Origin of the sequence: Bacteroides sp. L008, assembly GCF_040812255.1 — a bacterium.
Classification (GTDB): Bacteria; Bacteroidota; Bacteroidia; order Bacteroidales; family Bacteroidaceae; genus Bacteroides; species Bacteroides vicugnae.
In genome coordinates, this window is record NZ_JBFNXO010000001.1 from 4,184,650 (window position 1) to 4,201,684 (window position 17,035).

General features: G+C 40.7%; 8 protein-coding genes and 1 pseudogene. 7 read left to right on the top strand and 2 right to left on the bottom strand.

The annotated features are described in order from the left end of the window. Positions 1–193: 193 nt before the first annotated feature. Positions 194–356, bottom strand: a pseudogene (locus AB3G73_RS16500) (ISAs1 family transposase); the annotation flags it as partial. A 188-nt stretch (positions 357–544) separates the two neighbouring features. After that, on the bottom strand, positions 545–2,506 hold the full coding sequence (locus AB3G73_RS16505; protein ID WP_195648735.1) for a sulfatase: 1,962 nt from the start codon (positions 2,504–2,506) through the stop codon (positions 545–547). Between the two features lie 239 nt (positions 2,507–2,745). Here AB3G73_RS16505 and AB3G73_RS16510 point away from each other — a divergent pair, with 239 nt between their 5' ends. The 7 genes from AB3G73_RS16510 to AB3G73_RS16540 all read left to right on the top strand — a co-directional run bounded on the left by AB3G73_RS16510 (position 2,746) and on the right by AB3G73_RS16540 (position 17,032). Next, positions 2,746–4,644 (top strand): hypothetical protein, encoded by a 1,899-nt coding sequence (locus AB3G73_RS16510; RefSeq protein ID WP_367745244.1) that lies wholly within the window; start codon positions 2,746–2,748, stop codon positions 4,642–4,644. Positions 4,645–4,681: 37 nt separating this feature from the next. Then, complete coding sequence (locus AB3G73_RS16515) at positions 4,682–8,719, top strand: two-component regulator propeller domain-containing protein (protein ID WP_258978811.1); 4,038 nt, start codon at positions 4,682–4,684, stop codon at positions 8,717–8,719. A gap of 12 nt (positions 8,720–8,731) precedes the next feature. After that, positions 8,732–9,853 (top strand): aldose epimerase family protein, encoded by a 1,122-nt coding sequence (locus tag AB3G73_RS16520; protein ID WP_148367771.1) that lies wholly within the window; start codon positions 8,732–8,734, stop codon positions 9,851–9,853. A 29-nt stretch (positions 9,854–9,882) separates the two neighbouring features. Beyond that, complete coding sequence (locus AB3G73_RS16525; RefSeq protein ID WP_234131805.1) at positions 9,883–10,326, top strand: cupin domain-containing protein; 444 nt, start codon at positions 9,883–9,885, stop codon at positions 10,324–10,326. Positions 10,327–10,573: 247 nt separating this feature from the next. Next, positions 10,574–13,780 (top strand): TonB-dependent receptor, encoded by a 3,207-nt coding sequence (locus AB3G73_RS16530; protein ID WP_148367773.1) that lies wholly within the window; start codon positions 10,574–10,576, stop codon positions 13,778–13,780. Positions 13,781–13,803: 23 nt separating this feature from the next. Then, entirely contained in the window at positions 13,804–15,570 is a 1,767-nt protein-coding gene (locus AB3G73_RS16535; protein ID WP_367745245.1) for a RagB/SusD family nutrient uptake outer membrane protein, read from the top strand. A gap of 172 nt (positions 15,571–15,742) precedes the next feature. Further along, on the top strand, positions 15,743–17,032 hold the full coding sequence (locus AB3G73_RS16540) for a DUF4995 domain-containing protein (protein ID WP_148367775.1): 1,290 nt from the start codon (positions 15,743–15,745) through the stop codon (positions 17,030–17,032). The last annotated feature ends 3 nt before the right edge of the window (positions 17,033–17,035 follow it).

Genomic DNA, 17,035 nt, shown 5'->3' on the forward strand with positions numbered 1-17,035 from the left:
GTGCCGTATGTATTATATCTGCAAAGATAAAAGTCTTTCAGAAACTTCCGGCTTTCAGGAGAAGATTATTGCAGGTAGAAAAAACAATCTTTTTTAAAGAGAGAGCAAAACTGATTTATTATAAACACAATAATTGTATTTATAATAATCAATATGCAGTCATTGTTAATTCTTTTATTCCGGTCACTCCTTACTGGAGAAAGTATTGAAAATTTTTATTCTCTATTATTCACTTCTTCCATGCCCTTGTTTTCCCCAAAGTATCTTTTTGTGTGATATAAATAGCATCTCGTATCCTCACTAAGATTAAACTCTATTATATCCTGGAGTGCTTCGCAATTATCTTAGGCATATAGGCAGTCTTATCCTCTATTCATTGCCTAAAAAAATACCTGCATTCCATTGTAAGGGTAGCCATTCCCATATCAATGCGTGTGGCATATGTACTTTGCCATGTCCGAAGATGTAACTTCAGACATGGCAAAGTACATACGAAAATCAATAAAATTACTATCTCGATTACATTACATATAAATTTATTCTTTTAGTTAGGTAGCGGCACTATTGGTCTGCGACCGTAATTTAACTTCAGACCTCTTTGATAAGCTTCGGGACCATGAAGGTTGTTGATATCCATTTCACCCAAGTTTACGAGGATCCCCCGTGCCATGAGACCGGCATCTTCGTTTTCAAGGCGTGGCAAGGTTTCCGCAGCTTCTTTTAGATCCGGCAGGAAAGGACGGATACAATCGCGCATGTTAGGATCTAATGACAGGCATTCCAGTGATGAATAAGCTATTTTTCTGTCTTTTTCCAAAACGGGAGTAATCAGGCGTGAAACACCTTCTTCGGCTTTGCCCAGATAGGCAACGGCATAGGCAGCTTCAGAAGCGATGTAAGGATTGTCATCTTGGAGGAGCGCCAATAAGGTTTCCGGACAAGTCCCAATTTGTTTTTCTCTAGCAAGTTTGGCATATCCCACTACTCCCCAGAACCGCATTTCCGGCAGAGAGCTTGCTATTGCTTTCTCCAATAAAGGAAGGGAAGCGGTAGTTGCCGTTCCAGCTGTCTCGACAAGGACATACAAGTCATCCAACGGATATTTCTCTTTCCGTACTTTATCATAAAGTATATGTCCGATACGTGAGGTAGGAAGGAAAAATCCCAAGTCACAGGTAGTGCGGATATGGTCAGACAGTGCTTGGCGCATTTTAGTGAGAATTGCTGCATATTCGGGCACATCGGACAAATCATGTAATTCACCCGCGTCTTTTTCAAGATCAAACAACATTTCTGCCGGATGGGCTTCAAAAGCCTGCCCCCAATCGGGGTTGGTATTGTGTCCTCCCAACACCAGCTTGTCCCAGGCTTTATTGGATGGCATCCCCCATTGGTAATAATTGCGTAAGGCAAACTGGCGGTAGGGGATATAGCTGCGGATGTACTTGAATCGTCCGTCAGTAACGGCACGTACCGGCATGAAATGATGTAGCTGGTTGGCTGCCAATGCAAATTGCATTTCACGTTTTTCTTTATTTGCAAACTTGCCGTAAAGTGCTTTGCCCTGCATCTGTTTGGGTGGTTTTATCCCTGCAAGACTAAGTACAGTAGGTCCCAAATCCGTGAAGTTGACCAAACTGTACTCTTTGCCTGGAGCCTGATTCGCCAGATGTTGCCATTTGGGTGGAAAGTAGGCTATCAAAGGTACTCTTAGACCGCTTTCGTACAAATATCCTTTACCACGGGGTACGCAACCGCCATGATCACTGAAGAAGAAGATAATCGTATTTTCATCCAATCCTCTTTCTTTCAAATCTTTCAGGAAGAGGCCCAGCCAAATATCTACGTCTTGTACTGCTTCCAGATGACCGGCATAATCGGAACGTACTTCCGGCAAATCGGGAACATAGGAGGGCAATGAAAGTAATGTCGGGTAGATACCTTCCTGCGTGTAGTCTCTTCGTCCGTCGGTGTGGAAAGTACGAATGCGTCCCATATGTGAAGTTACCGTATTGAACACGGCGAAGAAAGGTTGATCTTTTCCCCGTTTTGAACTGTTGTAGGAAGCCTTGTTGTTGCACTCGTCCCAACATATTTTATTGTCGGTGGTGGAATTATAATGTGTCTTGCTGTTGTTCGTACAATAATATCCGGCTTCACGCAATTTCTGGGGAAAGAAGATGTCGGCGGGTGTATCATAGGGTACGGGATGGATATCCATTCCGTAGGTACTCGAGTAGCATCCGGTGATAAGTGAAGAACGGGCCGCCGAACTTTGGGGAGCTACAGACCATGCGTTCATGAACTGTATGCCGCGGGAAGCAAGACTATCCGCATTGGGGGTATGTACCCCTTTGTTGCCATAGCAACCGAATTCGTATGCACTGGTATCTTCAAAGGTGAGCCAAAGAATATTTGGCCTCTCGTTTTTTTTGTCTGCTGCCTCTGTAGGTGCGGAATACAATCCGTAGAAGGCGGTACACATTAATAAAGGTAAGTGTCTCATAAAATGTTAAGTATATTTGTTTCTTTCTGCTAAAATAGCCCGTTTGTGTCTAACGGAGATTTTCTTATGTTCAAAAGTGTGTTAATATTGTCTCGGCAAATAATTTTTCAACAAAATTAATATCGATTCAACAATATTGCAAGACGCTTAAACATCTATTCATATGATATTGGATAAAAAAAGATAAGAGACCGAGGATAAAATTTTAATTTTAAATATTGAAATCTAACGCAAAAGATATGAGAAACATGTTTTTTATAATGATACTATTTTATGTATCATTTTTGTCAGGACAAGCACGAAATGTGAATGGAAATTCTTTTGATAATTCACTACGCTGTGAAGCAGATAAGCTGTTGACGAAATGGATGGACACCTTTTTGACCTATCAGTGCATCCACCCTGATTCCGCACTTGACGGAGGCGTCCTGTGCCCTGCATGTGCCCGCATGCACGGGCGAATAGGAGATGCCGTACTTCCTTTAATGTATCTGGCGGAAAAGACTGGCAACCACAAATATCTGCTCGGAGCCAAGCGCCTAATGGCGTGGATGGAGAATGTGCACCGTCCAGATGGTTCATGGATGAATGATGTACATATTTCGGACTGGAACGGTACTACGGTATTTGCGTCTATTGCCCTCTACGAGGCCTTACATTATCATGGGCACTTACTGGATGACTCGACCCGTAACCATTGGAAGCAACAATTATTGAATGCCGGTGAGTTTATAATGGACAATCCTTTTATTTATAGCCGCAAGCGGAAAGGTATGCGGAATATGAACGTCAATTATTCAGCTTCTGCAACCTATGCCTTGTACGCTATCGGTGAACTGTGTAACCGCCCTGATTTCAAGATGGAAGCCCGAGAGATAGCTGCCGGACTGAAAAGCTATTTCACGGGGAATAATTGCTTCCTATATGGTGAAGGACCGAATATCAGTTCTGAAACTAGCAACGGCTGTCGTCCGGTCGATTTACTTTATAATATAGAAGAATCCCTGCCCAATATGGCATATTATGCAGTGATGGCGAATGATACGGAATTATTGTCACTCGTAGAACGTTCCATGAATACCCATCTGGAATTTATGTTGCCCGACGGTGCTTGGGATAACAGTTGGGGCACACGCAGTTTTAAGTGGACATACTGGGGTGGACGTACCAGTGACGGATTTATGGGAGGCTATTATCTGATGGCTGCCCGTCATCCGGAATATTTGGAGGCCATTCACCGCAATATCCGTTTGCTGGATGAGGCGACTCATGGCGGTCTTCTTTATGGAGGAATGCATTATCTCGCATCCGGTATTCCTCCCTGTATTCATCATACATTTGGACACGCCAAAGCATTAGCATCTTTCTTGGAACTGCCTCCTGTGAAGATAAATTCCTCGGGTAGCCTTCCCCGGGATGCTGTTTATGGCATGAAGTATTTTAAAGATATTCGTACTTGGCTTCTGTCCCAAGGAGCTTGGCGTGCCACGTTTACCGGATATGATGCTGAATATAAGGTAAAAGGGACTCATCCTATGGGAGGTGCCCTCTCTTTGCTGTGGCATGCGCAAGCAGGGCCTGTTTTTGCTGCAACTATGAATCAATATAAACTGATTGAAGCTCCTAATATGCAGAGCAATACCCGTAAATATCTGATGGGAGGTACTCCCCGAGTTGAATTAATTCAAGATGGGGTTGCATATAGTAATCTGGATGATTTGACCACGGACATCACTTGTTTTACCGGAAACAAAATCTGCCGGTTTGATGTACAGACTCATTTGGTTGATATTAATCAACAGTCTCCAAAACAAGGAGCAGTATCTGTAGTGATGGGTTATGCGTTCTCGGAACAAGGAGTCAGCATAAGTGTGGAGCATTGCAATGAATCGGCTTATCTTATGCTGCCGGTTATCGCATCGCCTGAAGAAAAGGTGGAAATAACTGCCCGTGAAGTTTGTATAAAGAAGAACAAAGGTGTATTGCATATCACCTGCGAATCTGGAAATATACAAGTGGCACCGACCGATGGAGATGGACGAATCTTCAATCCGGTTCCCGGATTTTCTTTTATACCTTTGCAAATAATACCGAAAGGCACTGATAAGAAAATACAGATAAATATCTATTTTTGCTAATATATTTCATCTATTTGCTTCATAATGGATTAGAACTATGAAAACACTGCAATTTTTGTTAGTACTTTTAGGAGGATTGTTTCCCTGTGTGCTGAATGCCGGTGTAACCGAAGATATTTATTTCTCCCATATTGGTCTGAAAGAGGGCTTGTCACACAGTACAGTTTTTGCTATTAATCAGGATAAAGAAGGAAATTTATGGTTTGCTACGTATGATGGTGTAAATAAATATGATGGTTATAATTTTACTGTATATCGTCATCAATATACAAATTCCAGTAGCATTGCCAGTGACATCTCCCACTGCATTGCAGTAGATGATTCAGACCGGATATGGGTTGGTACTCGTGAGGGATTATCTCTCTACAACCATCAAAAGAATGCTTTCTCCAATTATTATTATAAAAAGAATGGCTTGAATGTAGCTGTAACCAATATTGTATCAATTAAAAAAGACTGGTTGATATTGGGAACTGCCGAAGGTATCTTGCTTTTTGATGTAAAGAAGGAATGTTTCCTGAATGATACATTGTCTTCTTCCTTGCATAGATTGCAACCTACTGCCTTGGTACGCCAGGACGATTGCATTTATATAGGTGCCGAAGATGGCGCGTATATTTATACTCTATCAAGCGGTGTTCTGGAGAAGCTGGTGAATATACCTGCCGGTGTGAAAATACATGCTATATTGTGCCAGATGTTTAATAAAATATGGTTGGCAACAGAGGGAGATGGGCTTTATTTATATGACGTGAAATCAAAAGAATGGAAAAATTACCGTCATGCAGATGGTAAATCCGGATTAAACTCAAACTATGTGCGTTCTTTGGCATTGGACACGGAGAATCGTTTATGGGTGGGAACTTATGGAGGATTGAATATCTACAAGGAAGGTACAGATAACTTTTCGTCTATAAAAAGTTCGGAGATTCAGGAAGGAAGTTTGTCACAGAATTCAGTCCGAAGCATTTTCAGAGATTCGCAAGGCGGTATGTGGTTGGGTACATACTGGGGAGGATTGAATTACTATCATCCTTTGTGTAACCGCTTTCAGCGTATCAAGCATGTTCCGTTCTTAAATTCACTTAGTGATAATGTAGTCAGTTGTATTGTTGAGGATAATATGCATAACTTGTGGATCGGTACGAGTAATGGCGGGTTGAATTTCTATGATAATATTTCGCAACAATATAAGAATTATTTATTTAATTTGGGTAATGTGAGTGCACCTTTTAAAGATATTAAAACAGTATATGTGGATGAGGCGCAAGATAAGGTCTATGTAGGAGCACATGCCGGAGGAATGATGGCCTTGCACCGGAAATCCGGTCATGTGGAATATTATAATAGCCAGAACAGCAATTTGCCGAGTAATAATATTTATTCTATAATCTCTGATGGGCACGAGGGACTTTGGGTGGCATCATTGGAGTGTTTATTCCACTTTGATATGGTTAAACACAGCTTCACGATTGTTGATAAAGATAGGAACGGGCATAAATTGCAGCAAGATAACCGTTTGTTGTTTCGGGATTCCAAGAAACGTATATGGGCCGGAGGAAAAATGGGAGTCTCGGTTTTTAATCAGATAGGTACCTCCTTACTCATTAATACAGATTTTCAAATAGTTTCTATACTGAAGCAGGCATTTGTGAATTGTTTCTACGAATCTTCTTCCCAATATATATGGATTGGAACCCGCAACGGTTTATTTGCTTTGAAAGAGGGTGACAAGCAATTTTTGCAATATACAACAGCAAACGGTTTGCCGAGCAATGTTATTTACGGTATCCTGGAAGATGCCTACGGTCGTTTATGGATAAGTACGAATCAGGGATTGAGTTGCTTGAATCTGGAAAGTGGAAAATTCCGTAATTTTACGATTATGGACGGATTACAAGGTAATCAGTTTAATGCAGGAGCTTACTGCAGAAAAGACGATGGTTATATGCTGTTTGGAGGAGTCAACGGCATTACTTTATTCCGTCCTGAAACATTGATCGATAATCCTTATACCCCTAAACCCGTAATCAATAAATTATTTGTCTATAATAAGGAGGTACTGCCGGATGATGAAACCGGTATTTTGAAAAAGAACATTGCGTACGTTGACCATATAACTTTGTCGTCATCCCAGAATTCATTTTCCATTTCGTTTGTCGTCTCCAATTATATAGCAGGTAAGCATAATACTTTTGCTTATAAATTAGAAGGGTATAATGATGTATGGTATAAGCAAAATGATATCAGTCTCGTTTCTTACTCCAATTTACCGGCAGGAGACTATACTTTCTGCATAAAAGCGGCGAACAATGATGGAAAATGGAATGAGGATCCCACTATGCTTCACATCCGCATACTGCCGGTTTGGTATTGTACTTGGTGGGCACTTACTTTATTTATTCTGTCGTTTGCCTTGCTGGTATTCGGTAGTGTACGGTTCTTTTGGCTGCGCAAAAATATGCAAGCTGAAATACGCATGGAAAGACTCGATAAGGAAAAACGGGAAGAAATCAACCAAATGAAAATCCGTTTTTATGTAAATATCTCACATGAATTACGAACCCCGTTGACCTTGATTGTTGCGCCATTACAGGAATTACTCAACCATATCAGCGGGCATTGGGAACATGAGCTATTGTCCTATGTCCAGCGGAACGCCAACCGTCTACTGCACTTGGTCAATCAATTGATGGATTTCAGACGTGCAGAATTAGGAATCTTTGAACTCAGAGCTGTGTATTCCAATGCTTCTAAGCGGGTACTAAACTGCTTTATGAATTATGAAAGTCTGTCTAAAAGAAAAGATATAGACTATAATTTCTATACAGAACTACAAGTTGAAAATGTGCTTTTCGACGAAAACTATTTGGATCTGATTGCAAATAACTTGCTTTCGAATGCCTTTAAATACACCAAAGTCGGCGGAAGCATAACCGTGAAACTCTATAAGGAAGATAACAACCTTGTATTACAAGTAGCCGATACTGGTATTGGCATTCCGCTCGAGAAACAGGAGAAGATTTTTGAACGTTTCTATCAGGTGGAGAATGGTTGTGAAGGAAGCGGTATCGGACTTTCTTTAATTCAGCGCTTAGTTGAACTGCATCATGGGCGGATTGTTCTTCAGAGTGAAGTAGGCAAAGGGTCCATTTTTACAATTTATCTGCCGCAGGATAAATCTGTATATACCCGAGAGGAACTGTCTGGCAGAAGTGGGGACGCAGGAGATCAACGTGTATATTCCACCAATGCAAATGACATCTATATTAGTGATGATGAGAAGTTGGAAAAGGAAGAAAATACAGATGATGAAGGCGGTAAACGCGGCACCATCCTAGTGGTAGAAGATAATAGGGAGCTGAGACAATACATAGTAAACAGTCTGTCTGCTTTCTTCAATCTCTTGGAAGCGGAGAACGGACAAAAGGCATTGTATATATTGAAAGACCAGGAAGTCGATTTGATTATTACAGATGTCATGATGCCTGTAATGGACGGTGTGAAATTATGCAAGTTAGTGAAACAGAATTTACGTACCTGCCATATTCCGGTTTATATGTTATCAGCCAAAGTGGATGTCAAGTACCAGTTGGAAGGCTTGCAGGTAGGAGCTGACGATTATATCGCCAAACCATTCTCTATGGAAGTGTTGAAGGTTAAGATACTGAATATGCTACGCACACGTTACCGCATTTTCGAGCGGTATTCCAAGATGATGGAAATTGAACCGGAAAAACTTGCGAATAATACAATGGACGAGGAACTGTTGCGAAAGGCCATTGCTGTCATTGAGAAGAACATGGATAATGTAGAATTCTCTACGGAACAGTTTGCACGTGAAATGAATATGAGCCGTTCAAATCTTCATCTCAAATTAAAAGCGATAACAGGAAAATCTGCCATTGATTTTATTCACAAGATACGGTTCAACCATGCATGCCAATTATTGAAAGAAGGAAAATATACTGTTTCCGAAATCAGCTTTATGGTAGGGTATAATACACCTTCTTATTTTGCAGCACGCTTCAAAAAATATATCGGATGCTTGCCGACAGAGTATGTAAAGAAATGATATTTATTACTTATGAAAGTACACCTTATTTTAGTTTTGACAGCAGTTTTAGTTCTATCGGTTTCGTGCAGTCAATCGGCTTCATATCAGTTGTCAGTATCTAAGAGTGATAGTATTCGGAGTGGAGACAAACTTATAGAGCTTTTCACCTTGGTAAATGGAAACGGAATGTCTGTTAAGGTGACGAATTACGCCGCTTCTCTGACTGATATTTCCGTTCCCGACAGGCAAGGAAACTTTGAACATGTAGTTCTGGGGTTTGATAGTTTGAAATATTATTTAGGAAAACATCCTAAATTAGGTGCTACGGTGGGAAGGTTTGCCAACAGAATCAAAAATGCCGAATTCAAATTGAACGGGCAGACATATCATCTGGAAAAAAACAATAAAGGCCATTCCATCCATGGAGGGGCAAAAGGATTCAATAACCGGATTTTTGAAACGGACACATTCTATACAGTAAAAGATACGGCCATCGTAATTTTTAAATATAGAAGTGCGCACCTGGAAGGGGGATTTCCCGGAAATCTGAATCTTTCAGTAGCTTATAAACTTACTAATCAGAATGAGATTATCTTGGAATATACAGCTACTACAGATCAGCCTACGGTAATCAATCTTACGAACCATAGCTATTTCAACCTGACAGGCTGTAAAGAACCGGTGTTGGACCATATTTATAGGATTAATGCAGATTCCATAACTCCGGTCGATTCTACAGGCATTCCTACCGGAGAGATACTAGCCGTAGCAGGAACTGTATATGATTACACTACTCCACAACGGGCAGAAAAACGAATACGGAAAATGGGGAAAGGATATGATGTCAACTATAAACTGAATAGGTATTCAGATTCTTTGGAATTGGCGGCTATTGTGGTAGAACCCATATCCGGCAGAGTTCTGAAAGCATACACCACTGAACCAGGTATGCAGTTTTATATTCCGAATTCGAACATGGATTATCTTGCCGGACATGACGACAAGAAGTATGGCCGGTATTATGGCTTTTGCCTTGAGATGCAGCATTTTCCAGATGCTCCTAACAATCCTCAATTTCCAACTACAAGCTTGTTTCCGGGAGAAATATACCGCCAAATGACTATTTATAAATTTGAAACTATATCAGAATAATATATTTAATCAACTAAAACTTATTAATTATGAAAATGAAAGTATGGAAGAAATGCATGTTTATAATTGGAGTGCCTCTTTTGGTGATAACGAGTTTATGTGCCAATAACGAAATTCCCGACAATTCTGTAAAGAAAACAAGAAGCGGCACTTTTATTTATGAAAAGGACAAAGCATGGGAACCCGCTGGTGAAGGCGTGACCAGGCAAATCATGGGTTACGACGGGCAACTGATGCTGGTTAAAGTTAAGTTTGAGAAAGGGGCCATAGGAACTCCCCATACCCACTATCACACGCAAACGACTTATGTAGCAACTGGTAAATTCGAATTTACGGTAGGTGATGAAAAGAAAATTGTGGAAGCAGGAGACGGTATTTATATTGAACCAGACATCTTACATGGCTGCATTTGTCTGGAACCTGGAGTTTTGATTGATTGTTTTGCTCCGATGCGGGCGGATTTTCTGAAATAAGTACTAAAAAACAACCTAAAGGGCGTGTAATCAGATACATAAATTTACTATTTGATTAAAACAACACCCTGTGTTTTAGGTATCTATAAGGCTGTTTTTGCACAAAACTATTACATGGTGAACAATATTGATATGAAAAAAGTGGAAAAATGGGGAGATTAAAAACAATACTTTTACCCTTTTTTTAGCACTTGTCGTATGTTTGTTATCGAAAAATTCTAAAGTTAAACCTTAGATTTATTTATGTATGTACAAATTAAAAGAATTATTTTTAATGTTTGTCCTCGCTTTTGTTAGTATGGCTGCATACGCACAAAGTCTGACAATAACCGGTAAGGTGGTTGATAGCGAAGGATATGAACTGATTGGAAGTAGTGTTACTATTAAAGGTGCTGTCGGGGTTGGAACAGTTACCGATATAAATGGTAACTATACTTTAAAAGTAAAAGATGCATCTAAAGATGTGCTGATTTTTTCTTATGTGGGGATGACTTCACAGGAAGTGAAGGTCAATAATCAAAGTGTAATTAACGTAACTTTAAAGGCTGATGCTGTGATGCTGGACGAAGTTGTTGCTATTGGTTATGCTACTGTAAAACGTAAGGATTTAACCGGTTCGGTAGCTTCAGTAGGCGGACAAGAACTTTCTAAAATTCCAGTTAGTGATGTAACACAAGCTTTGAGCGGACGTATGGCTGGTGTGATGGTACAACAAAGTGAGGGGGCTCCAGGTTCTACTGTTTCCATACGCGTACGTGGAGGAATTTCAATTACCCAGAGTAATGAACCACTTTATGTTATCGATGGATTTCCCAGCGAAGATGGTATGGCTAGCCTAGATCCTGCTGAAATAGAAACGATTGACGTACTGAAGGATGCTTCCGCCACAGCTATTTACGGTGCACGTGGTGCCAATGGTGTTGTAGTGATTTCCACCAAGAATGGTAGTAAATCCCACGGCAAAGCAACAGTCACTTTTGATAGTTATGTAGGCTTCAAGACTTTGGCCAAAAAGCTCGATGTACTTTCTCCTTACGAGTTTGTACGACTGGATTACGAACGCACCTTGTGGAGAATGAGTACAGGTGATGCTGGTGCTGACGGTATGACATCATGGGAGAAAAGATATGGTAAATATAGTGATATCGAAGCCAACTATGCCAATCGTCCCGGAATTAACTGGCAAGATGAAGCACTGGGACGTACAGCTTTAACACAGAACTATCGTGTTGCAGTCTCCGGAAAGACTGAAAAGATGAATTATAGTTTGGCTTATTCGTTCTATAATGAAGAAGGAGCTATGGTGTATAGTGGTACTAAGAAACACAATATCTCTTTTAACATGAATCATGAAGTTAACAAATGGCTCACGGTAAATTCTCGCATCAGTTATGACCAGAGACGTGTAGAAGGCATGGGAACTTCAGGAGATAGCGACCGTTTCAATAAGATGCAACATATCCTACAATACCGCCCCACAATCGGTATTCAAGGAACTGATGCAGAACTTCTGGCAGGTGAAGACCCCATTTTAGCTGATGACAGTGGTAATGTAATGCAGAATCCTCTAATTTCTGCTGCCGAAGAAATTAATGATAGAGAGTGGCGTACTTTCCAAGCCAATGGAGGTGCTACGATTAAATTGCTAAAAGGATTGTCGTTTCGCAGTACAGTAGGTATGCTCTATCAAACTCGTCGTAATGATGTGTTCTATGGTGCAGAATCGCAAACAGCTAAGCGTTCCAGTATCAAAGGTACTATTACGAATCTCGAAAATAATAGTTTTCAGACTTCCAATGTTTTGACTTATGCTTGGAATAACAAGATACATGATATCACTGCAATGGTTGGCCACGAGTTTATAAGCAAATGGGCACGTTCGTTCTCAGCAGGTGCTACTCAATTTCCGAATGACGAAATCGGACTGGGCGACCTTTCATTAGGAACACCAAGTACTCCTACTTCTTCTGAGAATTATGATGATAAGCTGCTTTCTTTCTTTGCTCGCGTAAACTACAGCTTGTTGGACAAGTACCTGTTTACAGCTTCAGTACGTGCCGATGGTTCTTCAAAATTCGGAAAGAACAATAAATGGGGATATTTCCCGGCATTTTCTGCTGCATGGCGTTTGAGTGAAGAAAAATTCATCAAGAATTTGAATGTCTTCTCTGATTTGAAACTCCGTGTCGGTTATGGCTTGGCAGGTAATAACCGAATCGACAGTTATCAGAGTCTGGCAATCATGAGTTCTGTTACAGCTGCTAATGGCAACGGCGCACAGGCTGGTTATGCTTCCAATCAAGTTCCTAACCCCGATTTGAAATGGGAGGCTAACAAGACGTTCAATTTAGGTATGGATTTTGGTTTCTTGAATCAACGTGTCACTTTCTCTCCGGAATTCTACATCAACCGAAGTAGTAATTTGTTGTTGGCGGCCAAATTGCCTTACTCATCTGGTTATCAGAATATGATTATTAATGCAGGCGAAACTCAAAATATCGGTATCGACTTGACTATTAATACAGTGAACTTCACCAACAAGAATTTCTCATGGAATACGACTGTTACATTATCTCATAATAAGAACAAAGTCAACAAGCTGACAGGTGAAGACGTACAGTTGTATTTGGCAAGCTTTGGTTATTCTGGTGCCGGTGCGTCCCATCAAATTGCAGTTGGACAACCCTTAGGACAGTTCTATGGCTATGTTACAGATGGTCTGTATCAGGTAAGCGATTTCGATTATGATGCAACGACTAATACTTATACCTTGAAGGATGGGGTTCCTTATCATGGAGACAAAAAACAAATTCAACCGGGTTATTGGAAATTTAAGAATGTGGATGGTAGTGAGGATAATTTGATTACGGAAAATGACAAGACTGTTATCGGTAATGCATTTCCTGATTTCTATGGTGGTATTAACAATACCTTTACTTGGAAAGATTTTGATTTGAGCATTTTTTTGACCTATAGCTACGGAGCAGAAGTACTTAATGCCACGAAACTGACTAATACAAAAACAGCTTTGACCAATAAGAACGTGTTGGCAATAGCCAATGAAGCTAACCGTTGGGTAACCGTAAACAGCAATGGAGAATTGATTAAGAATCCGGAAGAACTGGCGGCTGTAAATAGGGGAAAAAGCGTTGCTGTATTTGGTGACAACGGTTCGAACAATACATACATTCATTCGTGGGCTGTGGAAGATGCTTCCTATCTGAAACTTAGTAATATAACCATCGGATATTCATTCCCTAAAAGAATGATTAATAAGCTTGGTTTAAGCAAATTACGTATATACGCCACTGGAAACAACTTGCTGACATGGACACCTTATACAGGTTTTGATCCAGAGGTTTCTACAATGAGCGATGCTCTGACTCCGGGCGTTGATTTCGGTGCTTATCCCAGAAGTCGGTCTTTCGTATTTGGTGTTAATGTAGCATTTTAATTAGGATAAAAAAAGGGAATACAATGAAAAATAAAATGATATATGCGCTTGGCGCACTGATGGTGATAGGATTTGGTTCCTGTGATTTAACGGAAAAGCCTACTTCATATTATGAGAAAGATACTTATTTCGTGACAGAAGACAAGGCCCGAATGGCAGTTGTAGGAATCTATGACTGTTTGGAGACCGGTGAATATTACGGCCAATACATTATGCCTTTCTTCGGTTCGGATGATATGTTTATGGTAAGAGGGGTTGGTGGAGATGGAACTCGCCGTGATTTGTCTCACTATATGTATACTTCTTCGAATACATGGATTGCTTCCGTTTGGGAGTTTGCCTATCAAGGTCTTGACCGTGCCAATCTAGCAATTGCTAGTATTGAGCAGATGGAAGGATATGAAGGGAATACAGCTTTACAGGAATTAGTTGGACAGGCCAAATTTCTTCGGGCATTCTTGGCCTTCGATTTGGTAAGATTCTTTGGGGATGTGCCATTTAGCGTAGATTATACAAGCGGCTATGAACAGACTTCCAAACCTCGCATGGATCGTGAATTGATATACGATCAGATAATTGACGATTTAAACTTTGCAAAGGAACATTTGTATGTAGGAAGTGCAGTTGCTTCTTCTGAAATTCCATGTAAGGGGGCGGCTCGTGCATTATTGATGAGGGTGTATTTGCAACGGGCCGGCTATAGCCTAAGCAACACTACCGGAAAGTTGACCCGTCCGGATGATACTACCCGCAAGAGCTATTTTGAAGCTGTGATTAGGGAATGGGAGACATTCAAGGTAGAAGGTTATCATAATTTCTATGGTGGCGGTTACGAGCAACTCTTCAAAAACTATTCTCAATTGATTCTGAATAATCAGGAAAGTTTGTGGGAGATTGCTTTTGAACCCAATCAAGGACAAACAGACAATTCTGGAATGTGGGCTACTTACAATGGCCCGATAGTAGATGCTCCGGGTAGTTATTCTGGCACGAGTTCATACATGGGACGCGCCAATGCTTTCTTTACGGTATTACCCTACTGGAAATCATTCTATGAATCGAATGCGGATGGTAGTCAAAAGGATGTACGTCGGGATGTAAATTTCGTGGATTATGCGTATGTATGGAATGCTACTACCGAAACTCAGGATAAGTCATATACGGCCAGTTCTATAGCCAAGAGTTTATATCGTTATCCGGGTAAATGGCGCAGAGAATGGATGGCTTTGGGTTTTGTGGATCCCAACCATACTGGTGTGAACTATTGTCCTTTGCGTTATGCAGATGTTGTATTAATGGCTGCAGAGGCTTATAATGAGACTAACAATACAACAGAAGCCTGGAAGCTACTGAACGATGTACGCCAGCGTGCAGAGGCTACTCCTATTACGAGTGCCAACTATGCAAGTCTGATGAAAGCTCCTAAGGTGTATAATTTGGATTTTATTGATGATAGTGACGATGCTGGGAAATTTCGTACAGCTTTGTATTGGGAACGTGGTTTTGAACTTTGTTACGAGGGACAACGCAAGTATGACTTTCTTCGGTGGGGATGTCTGGGTGATGCTTTGAGAGCTGCACAAGCTTACATAGAATCCTGGTATCCAGATGCTAATGAATACATTAATGCAAGTACACTACAAAGTTGGGATCCTGTTTCATGGGCATCAAGCAATTATGTGGCAGGACATAACTTTGTGGATGGCAAACATGAATTGTATCCCATTCCGTTAGCTGAGATACAGTCGAATGCAGCTTTGAATGGACAGAACAATCCGGGATTTGAATAAAAACCCTCCGTAGAGTATTTCACAGGTAATAAAAAGAATATTATTCTGTCATAAAACAGACGTAATAATCTTTTTATTACCTGTGAAACTTCTTTCCATAGAATCGTGTAATGAGTTTTTGATTTGTAGGCAATTTTGCATATAGAAACAGTTATTTATAAGACATATTTTTATGAAGAATATTTTATTGTTGGGATATGTAGTTGTTACGTTATTGGAATGTTCTAGTTGTGCGTCTCCTCAGCCCGAAGAAGACTATGGTTGGCTAAAGAGTGCAATAGATACATCTGTCAGGCAATTGGAAGAAACTGTAGCTGATATAGGTGATTCTGTTTTATTGCCTCGTTCCATCTGGACTGGTTATGATATAGATTTCCTATGCAGCCAACTGCAACAGAATCCTATGACCTTTAAGGACTCCTTACGGGTAAAACCCGTGACAGAAGTATTGGGTACTCGTCGTTATTGCACTTCTATCTATGACTGGACAAGCGGATTCTTTCCTGGCAACCTGTGGCTAATCTACCAAATAACAGGCAAAGAAAATCTGAAGGACGCTGCCATACATTTTACAAATTTTCTCTATCCAGTAAGGAAATATAAAGGTACGCATGATATCGGATTCATGATGAATTGCAGCTACGGCAATGCCTATCGTTTGGCTCCTGCAGACAGTGTACGTCAGGCATTGATACAAACCGCTGATAATCTGTGCGGACGTTTTGATTCCAAGATAGGATGTATTCGTTCGTGGGACTTCGGACGGTGGAATTTCCCCGTTATCATAGACAACATGATGAATTTGGACCTTTTGTTTTATGTATATCGACTTACTGGTAATCCGCAATACAAAGAGATTGCTCTACAACATGCTCGCGTAACACAACAACATCAGTTTCGGGAAGACTATTCCTCTTATCATGTGGTGAGCTATAATGACGATCGGAGTGTAGAAGAGAAATGTACTCACCAAGGAAAGAATGACGATTCAGCTTGGGCACGCGGACAAGCTTGGGGTGTATATGGATACACATCCTGCTATCGCGAATCGAAAAATACGCTCTTCCTGCAACAAGCTAAAAACATTGCAGCAATGATAATGGACCGTGTGAAGACTGAAGACCTCATTCCTTTATGGGATTACGATGCCCCCGATACTCCTGAAACACCCCGTGATGTATCAGCAGCTTCTATTACAGCCTCGGCACTAATAGAACTTAGTACCTTGACGGAAAATGGACAAATATATCTGAATTATGCTGAAAAATTACTTCATTCACTTTCTTCAGATGCGTATTTGGCAAAAGCCGGTACCAACCAAGGATTCCTGCTGATGCATTCAGTAGGCTCACTACCTAATGGTTCGGAGATCGACACCCCACTGAATTATGCCGACTACTACTATCTGGAAGCATTGCTGCGATACATGCAGGTAAAAAGATTAGACTACGAATCGCTTTAATTG

What these genes read in the sequence shown, in the direction of transcription:
- AB3G73_RS16530 (WP_148367773.1), top strand. Translation starts at nt 10,574, where the DNA reads ATGTACAAATTAAAAGAATTATTTTTAATGTTTGTCCTCGCTTTTGTT.
- AB3G73_RS16505 (WP_195648735.1), bottom strand. Translation starts at nt 2,506, where the DNA reads ATGAGACACTTACCTTTATTAATGTGTACCGCCTTCTACGGATTGTAT.
- AB3G73_RS16525 (WP_234131805.1), top strand. Translation starts at nt 9,883, where the DNA reads ATGAAAATGAAAGTATGGAAGAAATGCATGTTTATAATTGGAGTGCCT.
- AB3G73_RS16510 (WP_367745244.1), top strand. Translation starts at nt 2,746, where the DNA reads ATGAGAAACATGTTTTTTATAATGATACTATTTTATGTATCATTTTTG.
- AB3G73_RS16520 (WP_148367771.1), top strand. Translation starts at nt 8,732, where the DNA reads ATGAAAGTACACCTTATTTTAGTTTTGACAGCAGTTTTAGTTCTATCG.
- AB3G73_RS16540 (WP_148367775.1), top strand. Translation starts at nt 15,743, where the DNA reads ATGAAGAATATTTTATTGTTGGGATATGTAGTTGTTACGTTATTGGAA.
- AB3G73_RS16535 (WP_367745245.1), top strand. Translation starts at nt 13,804, where the DNA reads ATGAAAAATAAAATGATATATGCGCTTGGCGCACTGATGGTGATAGGA.
- AB3G73_RS16515 (WP_258978811.1), top strand. Translation starts at nt 4,682, where the DNA reads ATGAAAACACTGCAATTTTTGTTAGTACTTTTAGGAGGATTGTTTCCC.